The sequence below is a fragment of the Mucilaginibacter metallidurans genome (assembly GCF_003286435.2).
Taxonomy (GTDB): Bacteria; Bacteroidota; Bacteroidia; order Sphingobacteriales; family Sphingobacteriaceae; genus Mucilaginibacter; species Mucilaginibacter gossypii.
Window position 1 is genome coordinate 5,108,630 of record NZ_CP043449.1, and the last position, 18,387, is coordinate 5,127,016.

At 44.1% G+C, this 18,387-nt stretch carries 12 protein-coding genes, 2 tRNA genes and 3 rRNA genes; 6 read left to right on the forward strand and 11 right to left on the reverse strand.

Features of this window, described 5'->3' with window-relative positions; genetic code table 11:
• Position 1: 1 nt before the first annotated feature.
• Together DIU38_RS21550 and DIU38_RS21555 are read right to left on the reverse strand one after the other, a co-directional pair.
• Entirely contained in the window at positions 2-853 is an 852-nt protein-coding gene (locus DIU38_RS21550) for a fumarylacetoacetate hydrolase family protein (RefSeq protein ID WP_112651542.1), read from the reverse strand.
• On the reverse strand, positions 853-2,025 hold the full coding sequence (locus DIU38_RS21555) for a glycoside hydrolase family 172 protein (protein ID WP_112651558.1): 1,173 nt from the start codon (positions 2,023-2,025) through the stop codon (positions 853-855). The genes DIU38_RS21550 and DIU38_RS21555 overlap by 1 nt, the downstream gene beginning before the upstream one ends.
• Before the next feature lie 284 nt (positions 2,026-2,309).
• On the opposite strand from DIU38_RS21555, the gene DIU38_RS21560 reads away from it, so the two are divergent.
• The 3 genes from DIU38_RS21560 (at position 2,310) to DIU38_RS21570 (ending at position 4,082) form a co-directional block, all read left to right on the forward strand.
• Complete coding sequence (locus DIU38_RS21560; RefSeq protein ID WP_112651544.1) at positions 2,310-2,894, forward strand: Crp/Fnr family transcriptional regulator; 585 nt, start codon at positions 2,310-2,312, stop codon at positions 2,892-2,894.
• Positions 2,895-3,061: 167 nt separating this feature from the next.
• Positions 3,062-3,778, forward strand: a complete 717-nt coding sequence (locus DIU38_RS21565) for a pirin family protein (protein WP_112651546.1) — start codon at positions 3,062-3,064, stop codon at positions 3,776-3,778.
• A 4-nt stretch (positions 3,779-3,782) separates the two neighbouring features.
• Complete coding sequence (locus tag DIU38_RS21570; RefSeq protein WP_112651548.1) at positions 3,783-4,082, forward strand: hypothetical protein; 300 nt, start codon at positions 3,783-3,785, stop codon at positions 4,080-4,082.
• A gap of 4 nt (positions 4,083-4,086) precedes the next feature.
• Here DIU38_RS21570 and DIU38_RS21575 read toward each other — a convergent pair whose 3' ends face one another.
• Positions 4,087-4,575 (reverse strand): hypothetical protein, encoded by a 489-nt coding sequence (locus DIU38_RS21575; RefSeq protein WP_112651550.1) that lies wholly within the window; start codon positions 4,573-4,575, stop codon positions 4,087-4,089.
• A 45-nt stretch (positions 4,576-4,620) separates the two neighbouring features.
• On the reverse strand, positions 4,621-5,442 hold the full coding sequence (locus DIU38_RS33575) for a glycine-rich domain-containing protein (RefSeq protein WP_208057748.1): 822 nt from the start codon (positions 5,440-5,442) through the stop codon (positions 4,621-4,623).
• 154 nt (positions 5,443-5,596) lie between these two features.
• On the opposite strand from DIU38_RS33575, the gene DIU38_RS21585 reads away from it, so the two are divergent.
• The gene (locus tag DIU38_RS21585) at positions 5,597-6,508 is read left to right on the forward strand and encodes an IS982 family transposase (RefSeq protein ID WP_112653556.1); all 912 of its coding nucleotides are present in this window, start codon (positions 5,597-5,599) and stop codon (positions 6,506-6,508) included.
• A gap of 731 nt (positions 6,509-7,239) precedes the next feature.
• Here DIU38_RS21585 and rrf read toward each other — a convergent pair.
• The 5 genes from rrf to DIU38_RS21610 form a co-directional block, all read right to left on the reverse strand.
• Positions 7,240-7,351: ribosomal RNA gene (gene rrf, locus DIU38_RS21590) — 5S ribosomal RNA — on the reverse strand.
• A 262-nt stretch (positions 7,352-7,613) separates the two neighbouring features.
• Positions 7,614-10,490 (reverse strand): 23S ribosomal RNA (locus DIU38_RS21595).
• A gap of 258 nt (positions 10,491-10,748) precedes the next feature.
• Positions 10,749-10,822, reverse strand: a tRNA-Ala gene (locus tag DIU38_RS21600).
• A 78-nt stretch (positions 10,823-10,900) separates the two neighbouring features.
• A tRNA-Ile gene (locus DIU38_RS21605) sits at positions 10,901-10,975 on the reverse strand.
• A 212-nt stretch (positions 10,976-11,187) separates the two neighbouring features.
• Positions 11,188-12,707 (reverse strand): 16S ribosomal RNA (locus tag DIU38_RS21610).
• Together the 16S, 23S and 5S rRNA genes with 2 tRNA genes alongside form the textbook arrangement of a ribosomal RNA operon.
• 776 nt (positions 12,708-13,483) lie before the next feature.
• Here DIU38_RS21610 and DIU38_RS21615 point away from each other — a divergent pair.
• A complete protein-coding gene (locus tag DIU38_RS21615) occupies positions 13,484-14,869 on the forward strand; it encodes a methyltransferase RsmF C-terminal domain-like protein (RefSeq protein WP_112658364.1) in 1,386 nt (461 codons plus the stop codon).
• A gap of 243 nt (positions 14,870-15,112) precedes the next feature.
• On the opposite strand, the gene DIU38_RS21620 is transcribed toward DIU38_RS21615, so the two are convergent.
• Positions 15,113-15,634 (reverse strand): porin family protein, encoded by a 522-nt coding sequence (locus DIU38_RS21620; RefSeq protein ID WP_149354143.1) that lies wholly within the window; start codon positions 15,632-15,634, stop codon positions 15,113-15,115.
• 357 nt (positions 15,635-15,991) lie between these two features.
• Between DIU38_RS21620 and DIU38_RS21625 the strand changes: the two genes are divergently transcribed.
• Positions 15,992-17,704 carry a glycoside hydrolase family 3 protein gene (locus DIU38_RS21625; RefSeq protein WP_112658353.1) on the forward strand — a complete coding sequence of 571 codons (1,713 nt, stop codon included), beginning with the start codon at positions 15,992-15,994 and terminating at the stop codon, positions 17,702-17,704.
• Between the two features lie 72 nt (positions 17,705-17,776).
• Here DIU38_RS21625 and DIU38_RS21630 read toward each other — a convergent pair whose 3' ends face one another.
• Entirely contained in the window at positions 17,777-18,343 is a 567-nt protein-coding gene (locus tag DIU38_RS21630) for a hypothetical protein (RefSeq protein ID WP_112658351.1), read from the reverse strand.
• Between the last annotated feature and the right edge of the window lie 44 nt (positions 18,344-18,387).

Sequence of the window (18,387 nt, forward strand, 5' to 3'; positions counted from 1 at the left end):
CTTATTTATGTTTAGGGTTTAAACCGATAACATTTACCATAGTACCGATATGGTCAATACTGATTTCCACAACATCGCCGGCTTGCAAAGTAAAGCTTGGCGGTGGCACCAGGCAGGTGCCCGTCATTAAAAAGCAGCCGTAAGGAAAATCACATTCACTGTATAAATAACCGGTAAGTTCCGTAAACGAACGTTTGATCCGCGATACTGTTGTTTCATCTTCAAAAACCAACTCGCCATCACGCTTAATATTCATGCTGATCACCGTTTCGCCGGGAATGGGCGACGAAGTAACATATAAACAAGGCCCAAGCGCGGCGCTCTTTTCATATACTTTAGCCTGCGGCAGATATAAAGCATTTTCGCCCTCTATACTCCGCGAGCTCATATCATTGCCAATGGTGTATCCCTGGATATTACCATCGCTATTCACAAATAGTGTAAGTTCAGGCTCCGGCACATCCCACTCCGAGTCTTTGCGGATGTAAACCTCACCGTTATGCCCGGATACCCGGTGAGCAAGTGCTTTGAAAAAAAGCTCAGGGCGCAGTGCATCATAAACCTTATCATACAAACTCGCGCCGGTTTCTGATTCCTCCATGCGGGCATCACGGCTACGTAAATAAGTCACGCCGGCGGCCCATACTTCCTGGGTACCAATCGGCGGCAATATTTTGCCGCTTAGATATTCATTCTCCACCTCGGCGCTTAAAGCCGTAGTATCAGCAGTGATCGTTTCCAGGTAAGCCGCTAAACCATCCCTGTTGATCAGTTTATCCCATTCATCATCAATAATATATGACGAACCGTTATGTTGCAATAGGCTGCCTTTGGCAAGTTTATATAATTTCATTAGTTTACTTCCAGTTCGTCTTTTGAGGGAAATTTAGGGAAAGGGCCGTGTTCGCCGGTTTGATACCAAAACACTGTTGAAGCGATATCGTCCTGCAAAGGCATATAACGGCCGTCGTGCCGCCAGCCTAAAGCTTGTATGGTAACTTTTAAGCTTTTTTCAAAGCGAATGGGATCAACGATATGCCAGCGGTACATGCCGAAACGTTGCGCAATATTATAATGTCCGTCGCCACGGATCACCTGCGGCAAGCCGCTGTAGGGGCTGCAAAATTCGGTGTATTCTGTTCCGGGTTTCTCTTTGCCGTCGGCATCCTTATGACGGGTATCAAAATCATATGATCCGCAGAAATAATCCTCCGTACCAGTACCGTTTATGGTAGGGAATTTGGTATCGCCATCCATAAAAAACTTGATCTCACCTTCGCCCCACCAACCATTTTTGTTTGAGCCATAAGCTATGTAAGTACCTACGTATTGCCCTTTGCCTTTAATGCTATCTACCAAAACAAAATCTTTTTTATATGGCAGCGGATTTATCCTGCGAAATTGCGCATGAAAATACCCGGCATCCTCGGGTACATCGGTCAGGGTATAATCAACCTGGTAATATAGCACCATGTCTGCATCGTCGATATTTTCCATAGTAATGCGACATTTTTTTCGGAACGGCATTGGCCAGTAACAATTGAATGCGCTACCAGGGTTTACTGCAACGGCAAGGGAACTTACCGGCGCATATTTACCCCAACCCATACAAAAAAAGTCGCCCACGGGCACCTCCACGGATGGGGTAGTTTCGTCATCCCAATAAAAGCGGAGTATTGAATATCGCCAGTTGCCAGTGGGGGTCATCCAGATATGCTGAATAGCTCCCGAACCATTGATTTCGGCAACGGTAAAAGTTGTATGCTTTTTGATAACAACACTGGGGCTTACTTTCCAGGTCTGGCCTAAGTCGCGGGATGCGTTGGCGCCAGTGCCTGTTGTGGCCATACCACCTTTGCCTTTTTCACCCGTGAAATTCTCAGGGCTAATAGACCGTGTTTTGGCATCAGATGTACGATAAAGGTTGCCGAGCCCAACATCAAGACCGTTAAATTTTTGTTGCGCATTAGCAAACGAAGCAACAATAACACACAGGCAGATCGTTAAAAAATAATTTTTCACCATAAAACTTATCTTTAAAATCATTTAACGCAGTAATTGGTAATGCGTTCCAGGTTTATTTGTTTATGCTTCAGGCCTTGGTTAAAAAGCCATTCACAATCATATTGATAATTTTTTGCTATCCATACCGCTTTATAAGCATAACATGCGCATATTTTGGCATGGCTTACCTGCGGTTGATAAAGCTAATTTAAAAATTATTAAATAATGCCCTGTACCTGTAAAAAACAGGATAGATTAATTGCCCATTCTTCGGTAAATAAGCTAAATAAACCACATTTTTGCATATGCCGCTTAATTTGATACTTAACAATCTCGAAAAACACATTCACCTAACCCGCGAAGAGCAGGAAATTTTTACGGCTTATTTACAGCCAAAAAAAATAAAACGTAAACAATTTTTGCTTACTTATGGTGAGGTGTGCAAATATTCGGCATTTGTAATAACCGGTTGCTTGCGGGGATATACGGTAGATAAAAGTGGAATTGAACACGTGTTAAGTTTTGCTCCGGCTGATTGGTGGATAGCCGATATGTATAGTCTAATTTCGCAAAAGCCCGGTATCCAGAATATCGAAGCGTTGGAAGATACCGAGGTACTGCTGCTCTCGAAAGCAAATCAGGAAAAGTTATATACTCAAATACCCAAGTTCGAGCACTTTTTCAGGATCCTCACCGAAAATTCTTTGGTAGCAAGCCAGCAACGCCTGATTGATAGCCTAAGCCTAACCGCAGAAGAGCGTTATAATAACTTTTGTAAACGTTACCCCACCTTAATTGATCATCTGCCGCAAAAACAAATAGCATCTTATATCGGTGTAACCCCCGAATTTTTTAGCCGGATGAAAGCTGAAATGGTGAGGAAACGATAAACACAAATTTCACCAATGACGACGAATTACACGAATTAATTGAGAACGTAAATCTGTTTTATTCGTTCTATTCGTGTAATTCGTGTCATTCAATTTTCTTAACCTACATCAAGTGCCATCATTAAACGCCCCCTTAAATTTGTATTATAATTTAAAGGAAACACACAATGGCACAGACCGTTTTACATAAAGCTAACACCCGCGGACATGCAGACCACGGATGGTTACACAGCTACCAATCATTTAGTTTTGCTGGTTATTACAATCCTCAACGGATGAACTTTGGCGCGTTGAGGGTGTTGAACGATGATACCGTTGATCCGGGTATGGGTTTCGGCAAACACCCGCATGATAACATGGAGATTATATCCATTCCGTTGGAGGGTGATCTGGAGCATAAGGACAGCATGAACAATGTAGCTGTTATCAAAAACGGAGATATCCAGGCTATGAGCGCCGGCACCGGAATTTTTCACAGCGAGTATAACTTTGACCGTACCAGCGAAGTTAAGTTTCTTCAAATCTGGATTTACCCTAACAAACGGAACGTTGAACCACGTTATGATCAGATTTCATTAAATCTTGAAGACCGTCATAATAAATTACAGCAGGTATTATCTCCCAATCCGGATGATGCCGGTGTATGGATCCACCAGGATGCCTGGTTTCATTTAGGCAAATTTGACAAAGGGGTTAGTACCGAATATAACCTCAAGAAAGAGGGCAACGGAGTTTATGCGTTTGTTTTAAACGGAGAAGTAAATATCAACGGTCAAACATTGAGCAGCCGGGATGCTTTAGGTATCTGGGACACCGAAAAGTTCTCTATTGAAGCAGGTACCGACGCCGAGTTTTTATTGATAGATGTACCGATGAAATTTTAAGATCATGGAAAAGACACAGATACTGGTGGTTGGCCGCCATCCTGAAATTTTAGCTACCGTAGTACGGCTGGTAAACAATAATCCTGACTGGAACGCAACAGGCTGCCTCAGCGATGAGGAAGCCATTGCGGCATACAAAGCGCAGGACTTTAAAGTGGTTTTGTTAGGTGGCGGCGTTGATGAGGTTTCAGAGGGGAAATTGAAAGATTACTTCATTAACGAAAAGCCGGATATTAAGATAGTGCAGCATTTTGGCGGAGGAAGTGGATTACTTAGTGCGGAAATATTTGAGGCATTAAGATAATATCTTAAACCACCAGATGCCCCCTTTTTGCTAACTCATGTAATAACGTATCGCGATCCTCCATTTCCGGTTGTAATCTGATCCACCCTTTTCCACTCCACCTTCGCGAAAAATTAGAAACACGATTGTCACAAAGATCAATAATGCCATTCCTTTGCTCCCTTACTTCAAGGTATTGCCATGGAATGCTTCTATAGGGCATCATTTCGGCTTTAGCCTCAACTCCCTCAATATTTAAAACCAACTTGAAACTTTCATAGGTCCTTTTGAGTCTTTTCCTAACTCCTAACGTCATTATAAGTATCAAAAGGGTAGTGCTAACACCAAACGAAATAATAAGTAAGCCCCAGTTATTTCTTGGATACAAAAGAGATTGCGAAACAAAAACAGAAATACCTATTATAACTGTTCTATTAAACGCAGCCATAAGCATGCGTTTAATTAGATTATTGAGTTTTGATTGGTCTATTATATAAGTTATTGTAGTATCCATTGCAATAAAATAGGTGCAGCAAAGTAAATATATAAAAAGTACGGATCAATGCCCACTGCTACACCCTGAAGATGAGCATCCTGAACAGCCGCTGCCACACCCACTGTGTCCGCTACAGCCGCTGTGGCAGCCGTGCTCTGAATGGCCGTGGTGCCCCGAATTACAACCATCATTTACATTGGCACCAGTAGTACCACAACCACTGCTATTGTTATCTCCGCTATAATCGCCTCCTCCTCGTTCCCATTTAAAAACAGCTATCAAAAGCACCACTAAAAAGGCCAAAAGAGATAAAATGAGCAGATCACCATTTCCCCCCTTTAATGCCATTATGAATATAGCAAAAGTCCAAAACAATGATATAGACAATACCTTATTGCTTCTGGGCTTACGAATTATCCAGTTCCGCCGCTTGTTCACCCTCTCAAAATCGATATCTGTAAAACGTTTAGCATTATCAGGCCATATATCCGCAGGTAGTAACTCGCCGAAAAATTGATAATATAAATAACTTGTATCTATGTAAAACTCATCGTATTTATTAGCCTCATCCGTCCCTCCTTTTGTCGGATTGTGATGTAACTCCCGACCAAGGGCGTCACGACAAAGATCAATCCAATACGATCTCGTAAAAGTTAAATGCAAATGCCACGCCTGGTCAACCGCGTCAGACGGGGTAACGCCTTTATCAGATATACAACAAAGAAAAATGAACTTTCTATATTCGGCTATAACACGGAGAGCATAGTGGATATTCCAACCGTTTTCACGGGCAAGGCGTTCTGAAAATTTAAAAGCAGCTTCCGGATCATCCAATTGAAAATCCAGGATCTTTTGCCAAAGTACGGCTTGTTCTGCTGTAAGCATAGCTTAGGTATATGCCTTAAAAGTAGTAAAATAACGTGAGTTCGGGATAACGAAAAGAAGATTATGGAAAAGATTTAGATATATAATAAATTGAATATCAATAAGTAAGCATATTTTATTATATTTAAGTGTCGAATCTAAATGATAACAATCTATGCTTACTTCTGATAAAATTATTGAAATTTTCGTTAAAGTGGATGACTTCTGCAAAGAATGTGAAGAACAAATCGCTAAACACAAGCTTGATGCAGGGAATTACAAGGTCAGAGATAGAAAAGCATCACTTGCGGACAGCGAGATCATTACTATCGTAATCGCTTTTCACAGTGGGCACTTCACCAACCTCAAGCATTTCTATATAACGCATATCTGCTCGCACTATAAAGATTTCTTTCCCGGGCTGGTGTCATATAATCGTTTTGTTGAATTGCAGCAACGGGTAGCTGTTCCGATGATGTTATTCCTGAAAACGCACTGCCTTGGACGTTCCAGGGGCATCAATTTTATAGATTCCACGCATATCAAAGTATGTCATAACCGGCGCATTCATAACCATAAAGTCTTTGCAGCGACAGCAGAAAGGGGGCAATGTTCCATAGGTTGGTTCTACGGGTTTAAACTACACCTCATCATTAATGATAAAGGGGAAATACTGTCTTTTTATCTTACCAAAGGCAATGTAGATGACCGCAATGTCAAATTGATGACTTCAATGACAGAAGAAATATTCGGGAAACTGTTTGGTGACAAGGGCTATATATCTAAAGCGCTGGCCGATCTGCTTTGGGGAAATGGTATCCAGATGATTACTAAGCCGCGCAAAAACATGAAGGACTTCAATATTTCACAAGCCGATAAGATCATGCTCAGAAAAAGAGCGATCATCGAATGTGTCTATGATGAATTAAAGAATATCTGCAAACTTCAGCATACCCGACACCGCTCCGTCAACAACTTCTTAATGAACATAATGGGGTCCCTTTGCGCTTACCACTTCTTCCCTAAAAAACCTTCCTTAAATATTGTTTTCGAGGAACAAGACAATCAATTGCTTTTAGCTGCTTAAACCGAACTCACGTTAAAATAATATTAAAAGAAAAGTCGACTACTCTAAAGTAGCAACGATGAATGATTGTAAATAAAAAAAGGCGTCGAATTTGTTAAAAGCTTAATGACAGTTTTCATTAGGGCGTTGCCTACGGCCGGGCTATGCGCTCATAATGCACAGGCATTAGTTACAGCTGCTATCTAACGCGGGGTTGCGGCGAGTGGCTGATTGGGGGATGGGGAGAGGTTGACTTCTGCTTTCCCGATCAGCACAAGCGTATGTCGGCCTAAAAACCTCTCTGTTACTTCATTGCGAGGCACGACGGCACCGACCGAAGGGAGCTCATTAATACCTATAAACAACAAATTATCGTTATCAATAATCCCCAATGAGCAGAGCAGCTGTGCAGATTGGCCCTGTAAAGTTGGCGGTTGCTTCGTGCCTCCCAATGACGTGATGGCGAGTTTGGGGTGGGAAAGTTGTAACCCGAGAGTGGCATTCCCCCAACAGAACTTATAAAAAAAGCCCATAAACTTTTGTTCCCGATCAGCACAAGCGTATGTCACGCTAAGAGCAGAAAAACGGTGAGTGCCCTGCTTTCCGTCAAGTGTGTACCCACCTAAATGAATAGCTCTGCGTCTTAGCGCCTTTGCGAGAGTAATCTGTACGATATTCAAATAGGTACCAACGCAAAAAGCCTTAGTTATTAGCTAAGGCTTTGCGATTATTACACTATTGAAAGTGATAAAGATTGGCACCGACCTACTCTCCCACGTTTTACCGCAGTACCATCGGCTCTGGCGGGCTTGACTTCTCTGTTCGGAATGGGAAGAGGTAGACACCGCCGATATAGGCACCTGAATTTCTTTAGATTTGAGATGTTAGATATGAGATTTGAGACATATCTTCTTTCCAAACCATTTATTTTTTATTTAGATCTGAGGGTTAGATTTGAGTATTGAGATTTTTTATCTCACGTCTCATATCTATCGTCTCATATCTAAGACAATTATTGAAAGAAGTGATTGAATGTAAGAGAAAACAACAGCTTTTGTTGTTTATCTGTTTGTCTCGGATTAGAGGCAGCGACTAATCTCTTAATCTCTAACCTCTAATCTCTGCTTTGAAGAAAGCTTCGGGCAATTAGTATTACTCGGCTATGATGTCACCACCTTTATACCTGTAACCTATCAACGTAGTAGTCTCCTACGACCCTCAATGGAAGTCTCATCTTGTGGCTAGTTTCGCACTTAGATGCTTTCAGCGCTTATCTATTCCCAACGTAGCTACTCTGCAGTACACCTGGCGGCATAACAGATTCACCAGAGGTTAGTCCAACCCGGTCCTCTCGTACTAAGGTCAGCCCCACTCAAACTTCCTACGCCCACAACAGATAGGGACCGAACTGTCTCGCGACGTTCTGAACCCAGCTCGCGTGCCACTTTAATGAGCGAACAGCTCAACCCTTGGGACCTTCTCCAGCCCCAGGATGTGACGAGCCGACATCGAGGTGCCAAACCTCCCCGTCGATATGAGCTCTTGGGGGAGATCAGCCTGTTATCCCAGCGTACCTTTTATCCTTTGAGCGATGGCCCTTCCATGCAGAACCACCGGATCACTATATCCGTCTTTCGACCCAGCTCGACTTGTCTGTCTCACTGTCAAGCAAGCTTTTGCTATTGCACTCCACGTACGGTTACCAAGCGTACTGAGCTTACCTTTGAAAGCCTCCGTTACCTTTTTGGAGGCGACCACCCCAGTCAAACTACCCGCCAAACAATGTTCTCCTCTTTGAAGAGTTAGACACCAAATACAGAAAGGGTGGTATTTCAACGTTGACTAACCGACTCCTGGCGAAGCCGGATCACAGTCTCCCACCTATCCTACACATCCTGTATCCGATATCAATGTTAAGCTATAGTGAAGGTGCATGGGGTCTTTCCGTCCCGTTGCGGGTAACCGGCGTCTTCACCGATACCACAATTTCACCGAGCTCATGGCTGAGACAGCGCCCAGATCGTTACACCATTCGTGCAGGTCGGAACTTACCCGACAAGGAATTTCGCTACCTTAGGACCGTTATAGTTACGGCCGCCGTTTACTGGGGCTTCGATTCAATGCTTCGCCTTGCGACTAACATCCCTCTTAACCTTCCAGCACCGGGCAGGTGTCAGGCCATATACGTCATCTTGCGATTTTGCATAGCCATGTGTTTTTGTTAAACAGTCGCCTGGGCCTTTTCACTGCGGCTGACATTGCTGCCAGCGCCCCTTCTCCCGAAGTTACAGGGCCATTTTGCCGAGTTCCTTAGCCATGATTCACTCGAGCACCTTAGGATTCTCTCCTCGACTACCTGTGTCGGTTTACGGTACGGGTTTTTATTACCTGAAGCTTAGCGGGTTTTCTTGGAAGTCTGATTACCTGAACTATCACATCCCCGAAGGTTCTGTGTACTATCAGCTTTCAGCATAATCTGCGTACTTAACTACAGTTTATTTACCTACAGCCTTTAACGAACTATTCCGTCAGTTCGCGTCAGTGTCACTACTCCGTCACCGCATCGCAGTAATAAAAAGTACTGGAATATTAACCAGTTGTCCATCGGCTACGCCTGTCGGCTTCACCTTAGGCCCCGACTAACCCTGATCCGATTAGCGTTGATCAGGAAACCTTAGTCTTTCGGTGGGCGGGTTTCTCTCCCGCCTTATCGTTACTTATGCCTACATTTGCTTTTCTATTCCCTCCACAGTCAGTTACCTTCCTGCTTCTCCGACAAATAGAATGCTCCCCTACCAGTCACATTACTGTGAATCCATAGCTTCGGTATACTGCTTGATGCCCGTTTATTATCCATGCCCGATCGCTCGACTAGTGAGCTGTTACGCACTCTTTAAATGAATGGCTGCTTCCAAGCCAACATCCTAGCTGTCTGTGCAATCGGACCTCGTTAGTTCAACTTAGCAATAATTTAGGGACCTTAGCTGATGGTCTGGGTTCTTTCCCTCTCGGCCATGGACCTTAGCACCCATAGCCTCACTCCAGCGTATATTATAAAGCATTCGGAGTTTATCTGGATTTGGTAGGATTTGACTCCCCCGCACCCAATTAGTAGCTCTACCTCTTTATAACTCAACCGCCAGGCTGTTCCTAAAAACATTTCGGGGAGTACGAGCTATTTCCCAGTTTGATTAGCCTTTCACCCCTACCCACAAGTCATCCGGAAACTTTTCAACGTTTATCGGTTCGGTCCTCCAGTACCTGTTACGGCACCTTCAACCTGCCCATGGGTAGATCACAAGGTTTCGCGTCTACCTCCCCTGACTATACGCCCTTTTCAGACTCGCTTTCGCTTCGGATCCGTGTCTTAAACACTTAACCTTGCCAGGGAAGAGTAACTCGTAGGCTCATTATGCAAAAGGCACGCCGTCACCCGTTTCCAGGCTCCGACCGCTTGTAAGTACACGGTTTCAGGTTCTATTTCACTCCCCTGTTCGGGGTTCTTTTCACCTTTCCCTCACGGTACTGGTTCACTATCGGTCTCTCAGGAGTATTTAGCCTTACCGGATGGTGCCGGCAAATTCCCACAAGGCGTCTCCGACCTCGCGGTACTCAGGATACCACTATCCTACTATCAATTACCCGTACGCAGCTCTCATGCTCTATGGCCGGGTTTCCCACCCCGTTCCGGTTCTCTTTAATATTCATGTTGTGGTCCTACAACCCCTGCTATGCCGTAACATAACAGGTTTGGGCTTCTTCCATTTCGCTCGCCACTACTCTGGAAATCACTATTGTTTTCTCTTCCTCTGCTTACTTAGATGTTTCAGTTCGGCAGGTTAGCGCATTTATGCAGTTATTCTTCAAATAACTAGGTTTCCCCATTCGGAAATCTGCGGATTAATTCATATTTGCTAATCCCCGCAGCTTATCGCAGCTTATCACGTCCTTCTTCGCCTCTGAGAGCCAAGGCATCCCCCGTGTACCCTTTCTTACTTTCTTCTACTCTTGCGCCTTTTGCGCCGCAAGGTATGTCTTTATGTTAGATCAGTCGTATTTGTTCATTAGTTCATTGGTTCATTAGTATTGCTACTTATTTACCTTTGAAGCTCTTGATCAAGTACAACGTCTCTATCTGTTGTTTTCTCTTGTTTTCAATTACTTCTTCCAATATGTCAAAGAACGTTAGTTGTTAGCGGCAGTCTTTAGTTGCAGTGGCAGTTTCCTGCTTCTACTACTTATTACTGTTACTTACAAAGTGTGGAGAATAACGGATTCGAACCGTTGACCCCCTGCGTGCAAGGCAGGTGCTCTAGCCAGCTGAGCTAATCCCCCGTTGATGAATGATCAGAGATCGATGATCAGTGATTAGTTCCCTAACCTCTTATCTCTAACCTCTTTTCGCCTTAATAGTAGTCCCGAGCAGATTTGAACTGCTGACCCCTACATTATCAGTGTAGTGCTCTAACCAAGCTGAGCTACAGGACTATTTGTTTTTAGTTGCAGTTATCAGTTGCAGTTTGCAGGACTTTTCTGCCTACTGCTGCTGCCACTGCTTACTGCCACTTGTCCTGTGCTTACTTGCGTTTGCACATTCCACAGATGGCTTCATCTTCTGGGTTTCCTTTTGTCTTTTTGTTTGTGTTTTAAGAAATATCATGTAGGTAACAGTTCCGAGTCTATCAGAGATCCTGCTCCAGAAAGGAGGTATTCCAGCCACACCTTCCGGTACGGCTACCTTGTTACGACTTAGCCCCAGTTACCGACTTTACCCTAGGACGCTCCTTGCGGTTACGCACTTCAGGCACTTCCAGCTTCCATGGCTTGACGGGCGGTGTGTACAAGGCCCGGGAACGTATTCACCGCGTCATTGCTGATACGCGATTACTAGCGAATCCAACTTCACGGGGTCGAGTTGCAGACCCCGATCCGAACTGTGAATGGCTTTAAGAGATTGGCATCCTGTTGCCAGGTAGCTGCCCTCTGTACCATCCATTGTAGCACGTGTGTAGCCCCGGACGTAAGGGCCATGATGACTTGACGTCGTCCCCTCCTTCCTCTCTATTTGCATAGGCAGTCTGTTTAGAGTCCCCACCTTAAATGCTGGCAACTAAACATAGGGGTTGCGCTCGTTGCGGGACTTAACCCAACACCTCACGGCACGAGCTGACGACAGCCATGCAGCACCTAGTTTCGTGTTCCGAAGAACTGTGACGTCTCTGTCACATTCACTAACTTTCAAGCCCGGGTAAGGTTCCTCGCGTATCATCGAATTAAACCACATGCTCCTCCGCTTGTGCGGGCCCCCGTCAATTCCTTTGAGTTTCACCCTTGCGGGCGTACTCCCCAGGTGGAACACTTAACGCTTTCGCTTAGACGCTGACCGTATATCGCCAACATCGAGTGTTCATCGTTTAGGGCGTGGACTACCAGGGTATCTAATCCTGTTTGATCCCCACGCTTTCGTGCCTCAGCGTCAATCATACTTTAGTAAGCTGCCTTCGCAATTGGTGTTCTGTGACATATCTATGCATTTCACCGCTACTTGTCACATTCCGCCTACCTCAAGTACATTCAAGCTCTTCAGTATCAAGGGCACTGCGATAGTTGAGCTACCGTCTTTCACCCCTGACTTAAAAAGCCGCCTACGCACCCTTTAAACCCAATAAATCCGGATAACGCTTGGATCCTCCGTATTACCGCGGCTGCTGGCACGGAGTTAGCCGATCCTTATTCTCAAGGTACATTCAACCCGGTTCACGAACCGGGGTTTATTCCCCTGCAAAAGCAGTTTACAACCCGTAGGGCCGTCTTCCTGCACGCGGCATGGCTGGTTCAGACTTCCGTCCATTGACCAATATTCCTTACTGCTGCCTCCCGTAGGAGTCTGGTCCGTGTCTCAGTACCAGTGTGGGGGGTCATCCTCTCAGATCCCTAAACATCGTCGCCTTGGTATGCCGTTACCACACCAACTAGCTAATGTTGCGCATGCCCATCTTAGTCCTATAAATATTTGATATTAAAGCGATGCCACTTCAATATGTTATGCGGTCTTAATCTCTCTTTCGAGAGGCTATCCCCCTGACTAAGGTAGGTTACATACGTGTTACGCACCCGTGCGCCACTCTCATTAGGAGCAAGCTCCCAAATCCCGTCCGACTTGCATGTATTAGGCCTGCCGCTAGCGTTCATCCTGAGCCAGGATCAAACTCTCCATTGTAAAATGTTTTGTTTAACCACTGACCCTATTATTAATTAATAGAATCTGTATTATATATCTTTATACAGTCTCTCTTCTTTTTTGTAACTCTTCAGCTCAGTTTAACCTTGGTTAGACCTTGCCTCCCGTTACGCTACATGATTTCCATTTCTTAAAAGAACTTTTTCGCTTCATCATCCGAATCAGCTATTATGTCGTCGCAATTCGCATTGCTTAACTTGTCAGTTTGTTTCCCCGAAAATCGCTTTCGGCTCTTTTGAACTACTCATTAACTATTGTTAACTTTCTTCCTTCTTTTATTGACTGAACTCGCTCAGCCTCAACTTCTTTCGCTCTCTCAAGCTCCCTTCCGTTTGGGTCTGCAAAGGTAGAAAACCTTTTCTTATTTCCAAAACTTTTTTATTTTTTATTTTCTAAAGTTTTGCAGTGTTATATCTCTCCTCTCTTTCCCTCTTCAACACCGATTCTTCTACCCTTTGTATGAACTACCGCTCCTGTTTGAAGCGGCTGCAAAGGTGCGAATTTCATTTTGATTTAGCAAGTGAAAAGTTCACTTTTTTTCAATCTTTTTTTTCGCCCTTAATTTCAAAAAACAACGCCTCTTTTTCTAAAGCGGTCACAAATGTACACAGAAAACCAGCTACCAACCAAGATATATTTTCAAATAATTAAACCTATTTTACAACTGCCTGTAAGTTAAGGCAAAATACATCTCCAAGCACCCTCATAATTAAGTAAAGGCAGGCATTTAGCTAATGTGTATATTTGAAATGTATATGAATGAGCATAATTTCCCTCCGCATTTCATCGCATCATTGAGCGCGGAAAACGGTTTCGATGAAGAAAATTTTGTAAAAGCGCACCGGTTTGAGGAGGCTCCAACCTCTATAAGGGTTAATCCTTTTAAACCATCTGCCTTAAAAAGCACACAAAATGTACCCTGGTGCGCCAACGGATATTACCTTGAAAGCCGCCCGTCGTTCACTTTTGACCCGCTCTTTCATGCCGGCTGTTACTATGTGCAGGAAGCATCATCAATGTTTATTGATCATGTTTTTAAAACAATCAACCAAAATAATGATGATGCGGTAAAAGTACTTGACCTTTGCGCGGCACCCGGAGGTAAAAGCACCCTGCTTAATTCGGCCCTGCAACCTGCCGATTTATTAGTGGCAAACGAGATCATTAAAACACGTGTACCTATATTAACAGATAATTTGAACCGGTGGGGTACGGCCAATACCATTGTCACCAATAATGACCCTAAAGATTTCGGGAGGCTGAAAAGTTTTTTTGATATTATACTCGCTGATGCCCCCTGCTCGGGCTCGGGCATGTTCCGAAAAGATCCGGACGCGATGAGCGAATGGTCGGAAGGGAACGTGAACCTTTGCCACCAGCGACAGGAACGCATACTGGCTGATATTTACCCAGCCTTAAAAGAAGATGGGTACCTTATATATAGTACTTGCTCCTACTCACACCAGGAAAATGAAGATATCCTGGACTGGCTTTGCACCGAGTTTGAGCTGGAAAGCATCCGCATACCTATTAATAATGAATGGGGCATTGTTGAAACCCAGTCGCCGGAGAAAAAAGCCTGGGGCTACCGTTTTTACCCGGGTAAGATAAAAGGCGAAGGCTTATTTGCCGCCTGCCTGCAAAAAAAAGAAAACAGCGGCGATCTGGCCTCCTTTAAAAACAACACCCAGCAAAAATTGCCGGGCAAGGAGCTCGACCAGGTGCGCTCATATATTAATAACCCCGACGACCTTTATTATTTTAAGGTAAATGACGACTGGATGGCTATTAACCGCGCCCATAAAGAAAGCCTCAATATACTACAGCGACAGCTCTATATAAAAAAATCAGGCGTAATTATAGGTAAGCTTGCCGGTAAAGATCTGATCCCCGACCATGAACTGGCGCTAAGCCTTATAATTAATAAAGATGCAGTTTTGGAAACGCCCCTTAATAAAGATCAGGCTATCCAATACCTGCGCCGGGACAACATAGAACTATCCACAACAGATAAAGGCTGGACGCTCATGACCTATGAAGGGCATCCGCTTGGCTGGGCCAAATTATTGCCAAATCGGATCAATAATTATTATCCTAAAGAAATAAGGATCCTCTCGACGCATCCTCCGAGGGAATGGTAATATTATGCCTTTACGTTAGGGATTGAAGCGGATACCAGCCAATGTGGCTAAGGCCCTGCGCAGTATGAGCGAAAAGCCCGGCCGAAGGCAACGCCTAAATAAATAAAGATCGAACTTAAACTCACAAAAAAAGCTAAGCCGCAAAGTTTTGGAATCTCTTCCCCCTTTGCGGCTTAGCGTATTTGCATAAAAGTAAATGCTACATTAAAGTAGCTGTGATCAATTACCGTACTCCATTAGTTATTATTGAAATTTAAACCCTAAACCAATTTGCCAAACCTGGTTACGGTAATCGGGCAGGTTTTGATCAGCATAAGGACGATTTTCGCCAAGGTCGATATTATAACGGCCGCGGATCTCCACATTGCGGTTAATATCAAAGCTTACACCAACTACGCCGGCTACGTAGCTATGACTGGCATCGTTATCAATATGATCGACACTGGTGCCCAAACCGCTTTCGTAAGTGTTTTTGGTTGAAGTTAAAAAGGTAAGCTGTGGACCAACCAGCAGGTTAAAGCCCCGTACCACCCTAAATTTAGCCAGCAAAGGCACATCAATATAATTGGTGCGCTGTGTAAATTTCCCGTCCCGGTCATTCACCTCATATCCTTTTTGCGAAAACAATACTTCGGGAGCAAATGACAGCGGGTAGATAATAGGCACATCAAAGGTTAAACCTGCGTGCCAGCCCGCAAGTGAACTCGAACTATAATTGCTGTTATAAGCATCAACCGTGTTTGAAACGTTTAAACCAACCGCCAAACCAACTTTGGGGGTGTAAAAATCATCATAACGGCGTTGGGGCTGAGACCTTTCAACAACCCGGCGGGCGGGCGGCGATGACGCGGTCCATAGTAATACCCCTGCGCACTAACTGTCCCTACGGTAAAGAGGCACATTGCCAAGAAAAGTAATTTTTTCATCGTATTTGTCTGTTTTAAATAAGTGGCGGAAAAGTCGTTAGCCCGTTAGTTACCGGTTACCACCGGCTTTTCCTCGTATGTATGTTAATAACGTGATAGATTAATAAAAAACACAAAGGTTTATTAGCGGTTTGATTTTTATAATAGTTATAACATCATTTTCATCAAAAATTCAGAATAACGCTACATTTGGCCTATGCAAGCTTCTAAAACCCGCATTTTCTACCCGCTGATTATCATCTTCACATTTTTCACCGCCGATGTTTTTGCACAAAAAGAAAGTTATATCCAGTTGTTAGGCAAACAAAACCGCTGGGTCGATTCGGTGTATCATAAAATGAGCCGTAAGCAGCGGGTTGCACAATTATTATTTGTACGGGCGCATACCAATAAAGGGAAAGCCTATGAAGATTCGGTTGGGCAGGTGATTAAAGAGCAGCAATTGGGGGGCGTTGTGTTTTTTCAGGGCGGACCGGTGCGCCAGGCCAACCTAATCAATAAATACCAGAAACTGGCCAAAGTACCTTTAATTATAACTATGGACGGCGAATGGGGCCTGGGTATGCGCCTGGATTCTACGATATCATACCCATACCAAATGACCCTCGGTGCCATACAGGATGATAACCTGATTTACAAAATGGGCCAACAGGTAGCTTATGATTTTAAACGCCTGGGCATGCAAATGAACCTGGGGCCAGATATGGATGTGAACAACAATCCTAATAACCCGGTTATCAATTACCGCTCTTTTGGCGATAACATGTATAACGTGGCCAAAAAAGGCATTGCTTATTTTAAAGGCATGCAGGATGCAGGCTTGCTTACTTCGGCCAAGCATTTTCCGGGACATGGCGATACCAATGTCGATTCGCATTTTGATTTGCCGCTGCTCCCTTATAGCCGCAGTCGATTAGATTCATTGGAGATGTATCCCTTCCGCGAAGCCATCAATGCGGGTATCAGCGGGGTAATGATCGCTCATATGGGGATCCCTTCCTTAGATAATACGCCAAAACTACCCTCAACCCTTTCGCGCCCTATTATTACCGGAATCCTGAAAGATTCGTTAAACTTTAAAGGCCTGGTGATATCCGATGCGATGGAAATGAAAGGGGTAACCAAATATTTCCCCAACGGTGAAGCCGATGTAAAGGCCTTTATTGCAGGCAATGACATCATCGAGCTGTCTGAAAACTCCGACCGGGCCATAGGCCTGATCCGTAAAGCCGTAAGACATGGCAGTGTTAGTGCCGCCGAATTTGAGGCGAGAATCAAAAAGATCTTAACAGCAAAATATTGGGCAGGGCTTAATCAATACAAGCCAACTGCTTTAACCAATTTAAGCCAGGACATTAACAGCGATGCAGCCAAAGCACTGGTACAACAACTAAGCGATGCCGCGGTAACCCAATTGAAGAACAATAAGGTAAAGCTCAAGCCATTTTTAAAAACAGCCATCGTGAGTATAGGCGTAAGCTCGCCAACGCTTTTCCAGATGGAGGTTGTAAAAAGTTTCCCGAACAGTCGCATTTTTATAATTAATAAAGATGCACCGGCGATTGAAGTTACCAATATCCTGAACTGGCTTAAACAGTACCAGCAGATTATTGTAGGCATACATGATACCCGCCTCCGCCCGCAGAGCAAGCTTGACTACAGCAGCGATGTAAAACTGATGATTGCCGACCTGGCATCACGCAAAAACACGGCATTCAGTGTGTTTGCCAATGCTTATACTATAGCGGGTTTGCCGGGGCTTGAAAAAGCTGGCAGTTTATTGGTTTGCTACCAGATGTCGCCCGACTTGCAACAGTCGGCAGCGAAAGTGCTTAGCGGTCGGTTAAAGCCTACTGGTAAGCTGCCTGTAAGTGTAAATGCATTTTTTACTACGGGGATGGGATTGTAGGAAAGAGATTAGAGACTGGCGATTAGAGGTTAGGTGCGCCGCAGTTATAAATAATCTAACAGCTCATAACTGTTATTTAAACTGGCTTTCGGTTAATACTTTTTTACTTTTCATAACATTCAACAGGTATTGTGCCTCTGGCTCATAAAGATCTTCTCCAAAGCAGAAGTTTCGCATGCCGTAATCAAATGCTATAGTTCCCTTTTCTTTATTCCGGTAATAAAATACGAACCAGAATTGCCTGTCAGATTCTGATTCTATTTCCCTGATCCCAAACTCCCTGCATTCATTGAGATCGTAAATTTTTTCGCGGGTAAAAAGATCATTTTTACGATTGATGCTGAAGGTGCCCATTCCAATTTCGATGATCTCCTTGCCCCAAAACAACCAAATTATCGTTTTTACTGCCATAACTCCGCCAAGGGCCCAACCGCTTATCCATAGCAACATGAATACGCGGCCAAATTCGTTAGGGGAATTGAAAAGTTCACCAAATGCAGATGCTCCAAAATATCCCCAAAAAGTTACCCAGCAACAAATCCATATAATGGAGATATAATTTCGTTTTACAGGAATAGTAATTTTGAGATACTCGAAATTATCCTCAACTATCGCCCGCCCCTGATAAGGTTTTTCCATGGTTAATATTATAGCCTAAATATCATATTTATTATCCTGTTTGC

Bases quoted from the DNA above. Each gene is read 5' to 3' on its own strand.
- DIU38_RS21630 (WP_112658351.1), bottom strand. From the start codon at position 18,343: ATGGAAAAACCTTATCAGGGGCGGGCGATAGTTGAGGATAATTTCGAG.
- DIU38_RS33575 (WP_208057748.1), bottom strand. From the start codon at position 5,442: ATGCTTACAGCAGAACAAGCCGTACTTTGGCAAAAGATCCTGGATTTT.
- DIU38_RS21565 (WP_112651546.1), top strand. From the start codon at position 3,062: ATGGCACAGACCGTTTTACATAAAGCTAACACCCGCGGACATGCAGAC.
- DIU38_RS21575 (WP_112651550.1), bottom strand. From the start codon at position 4,575: ATGGATACTACAATAACTTATATAATAGACCAATCAAAACTCAATAAT.
- DIU38_RS21555 (WP_112651558.1), bottom strand. From the start codon at position 2,025: ATGGTGAAAAATTATTTTTTAACGATCTGCCTGTGTGTTATTGTTGCT.
- DIU38_RS21615 (WP_112658364.1), top strand. From the start codon at position 13,484: ATGAATGAGCATAATTTCCCTCCGCATTTCATCGCATCATTGAGCGCG.
- DIU38_RS21585 (WP_112653556.1), top strand. From the start codon at position 5,597: ATGCTTACTTCTGATAAAATTATTGAAATTTTCGTTAAAGTGGATGAC.
- DIU38_RS21550 (WP_112651542.1), bottom strand. From the start codon at position 853: ATGAAATTATATAAACTTGCCAAAGGCAGCCTATTGCAACATAACGGT.
- DIU38_RS21625 (WP_112658353.1), top strand. From the start codon at position 15,992: ATGCAAGCTTCTAAAACCCGCATTTTCTACCCGCTGATTATCATCTTC.
- DIU38_RS21560 (WP_112651544.1), top strand. From the start codon at position 2,310: ATGCCGCTTAATTTGATACTTAACAATCTCGAAAAACACATTCACCTA.
- DIU38_RS21570 (WP_112651548.1), top strand. From the start codon at position 3,783: ATGGAAAAGACACAGATACTGGTGGTTGGCCGCCATCCTGAAATTTTA.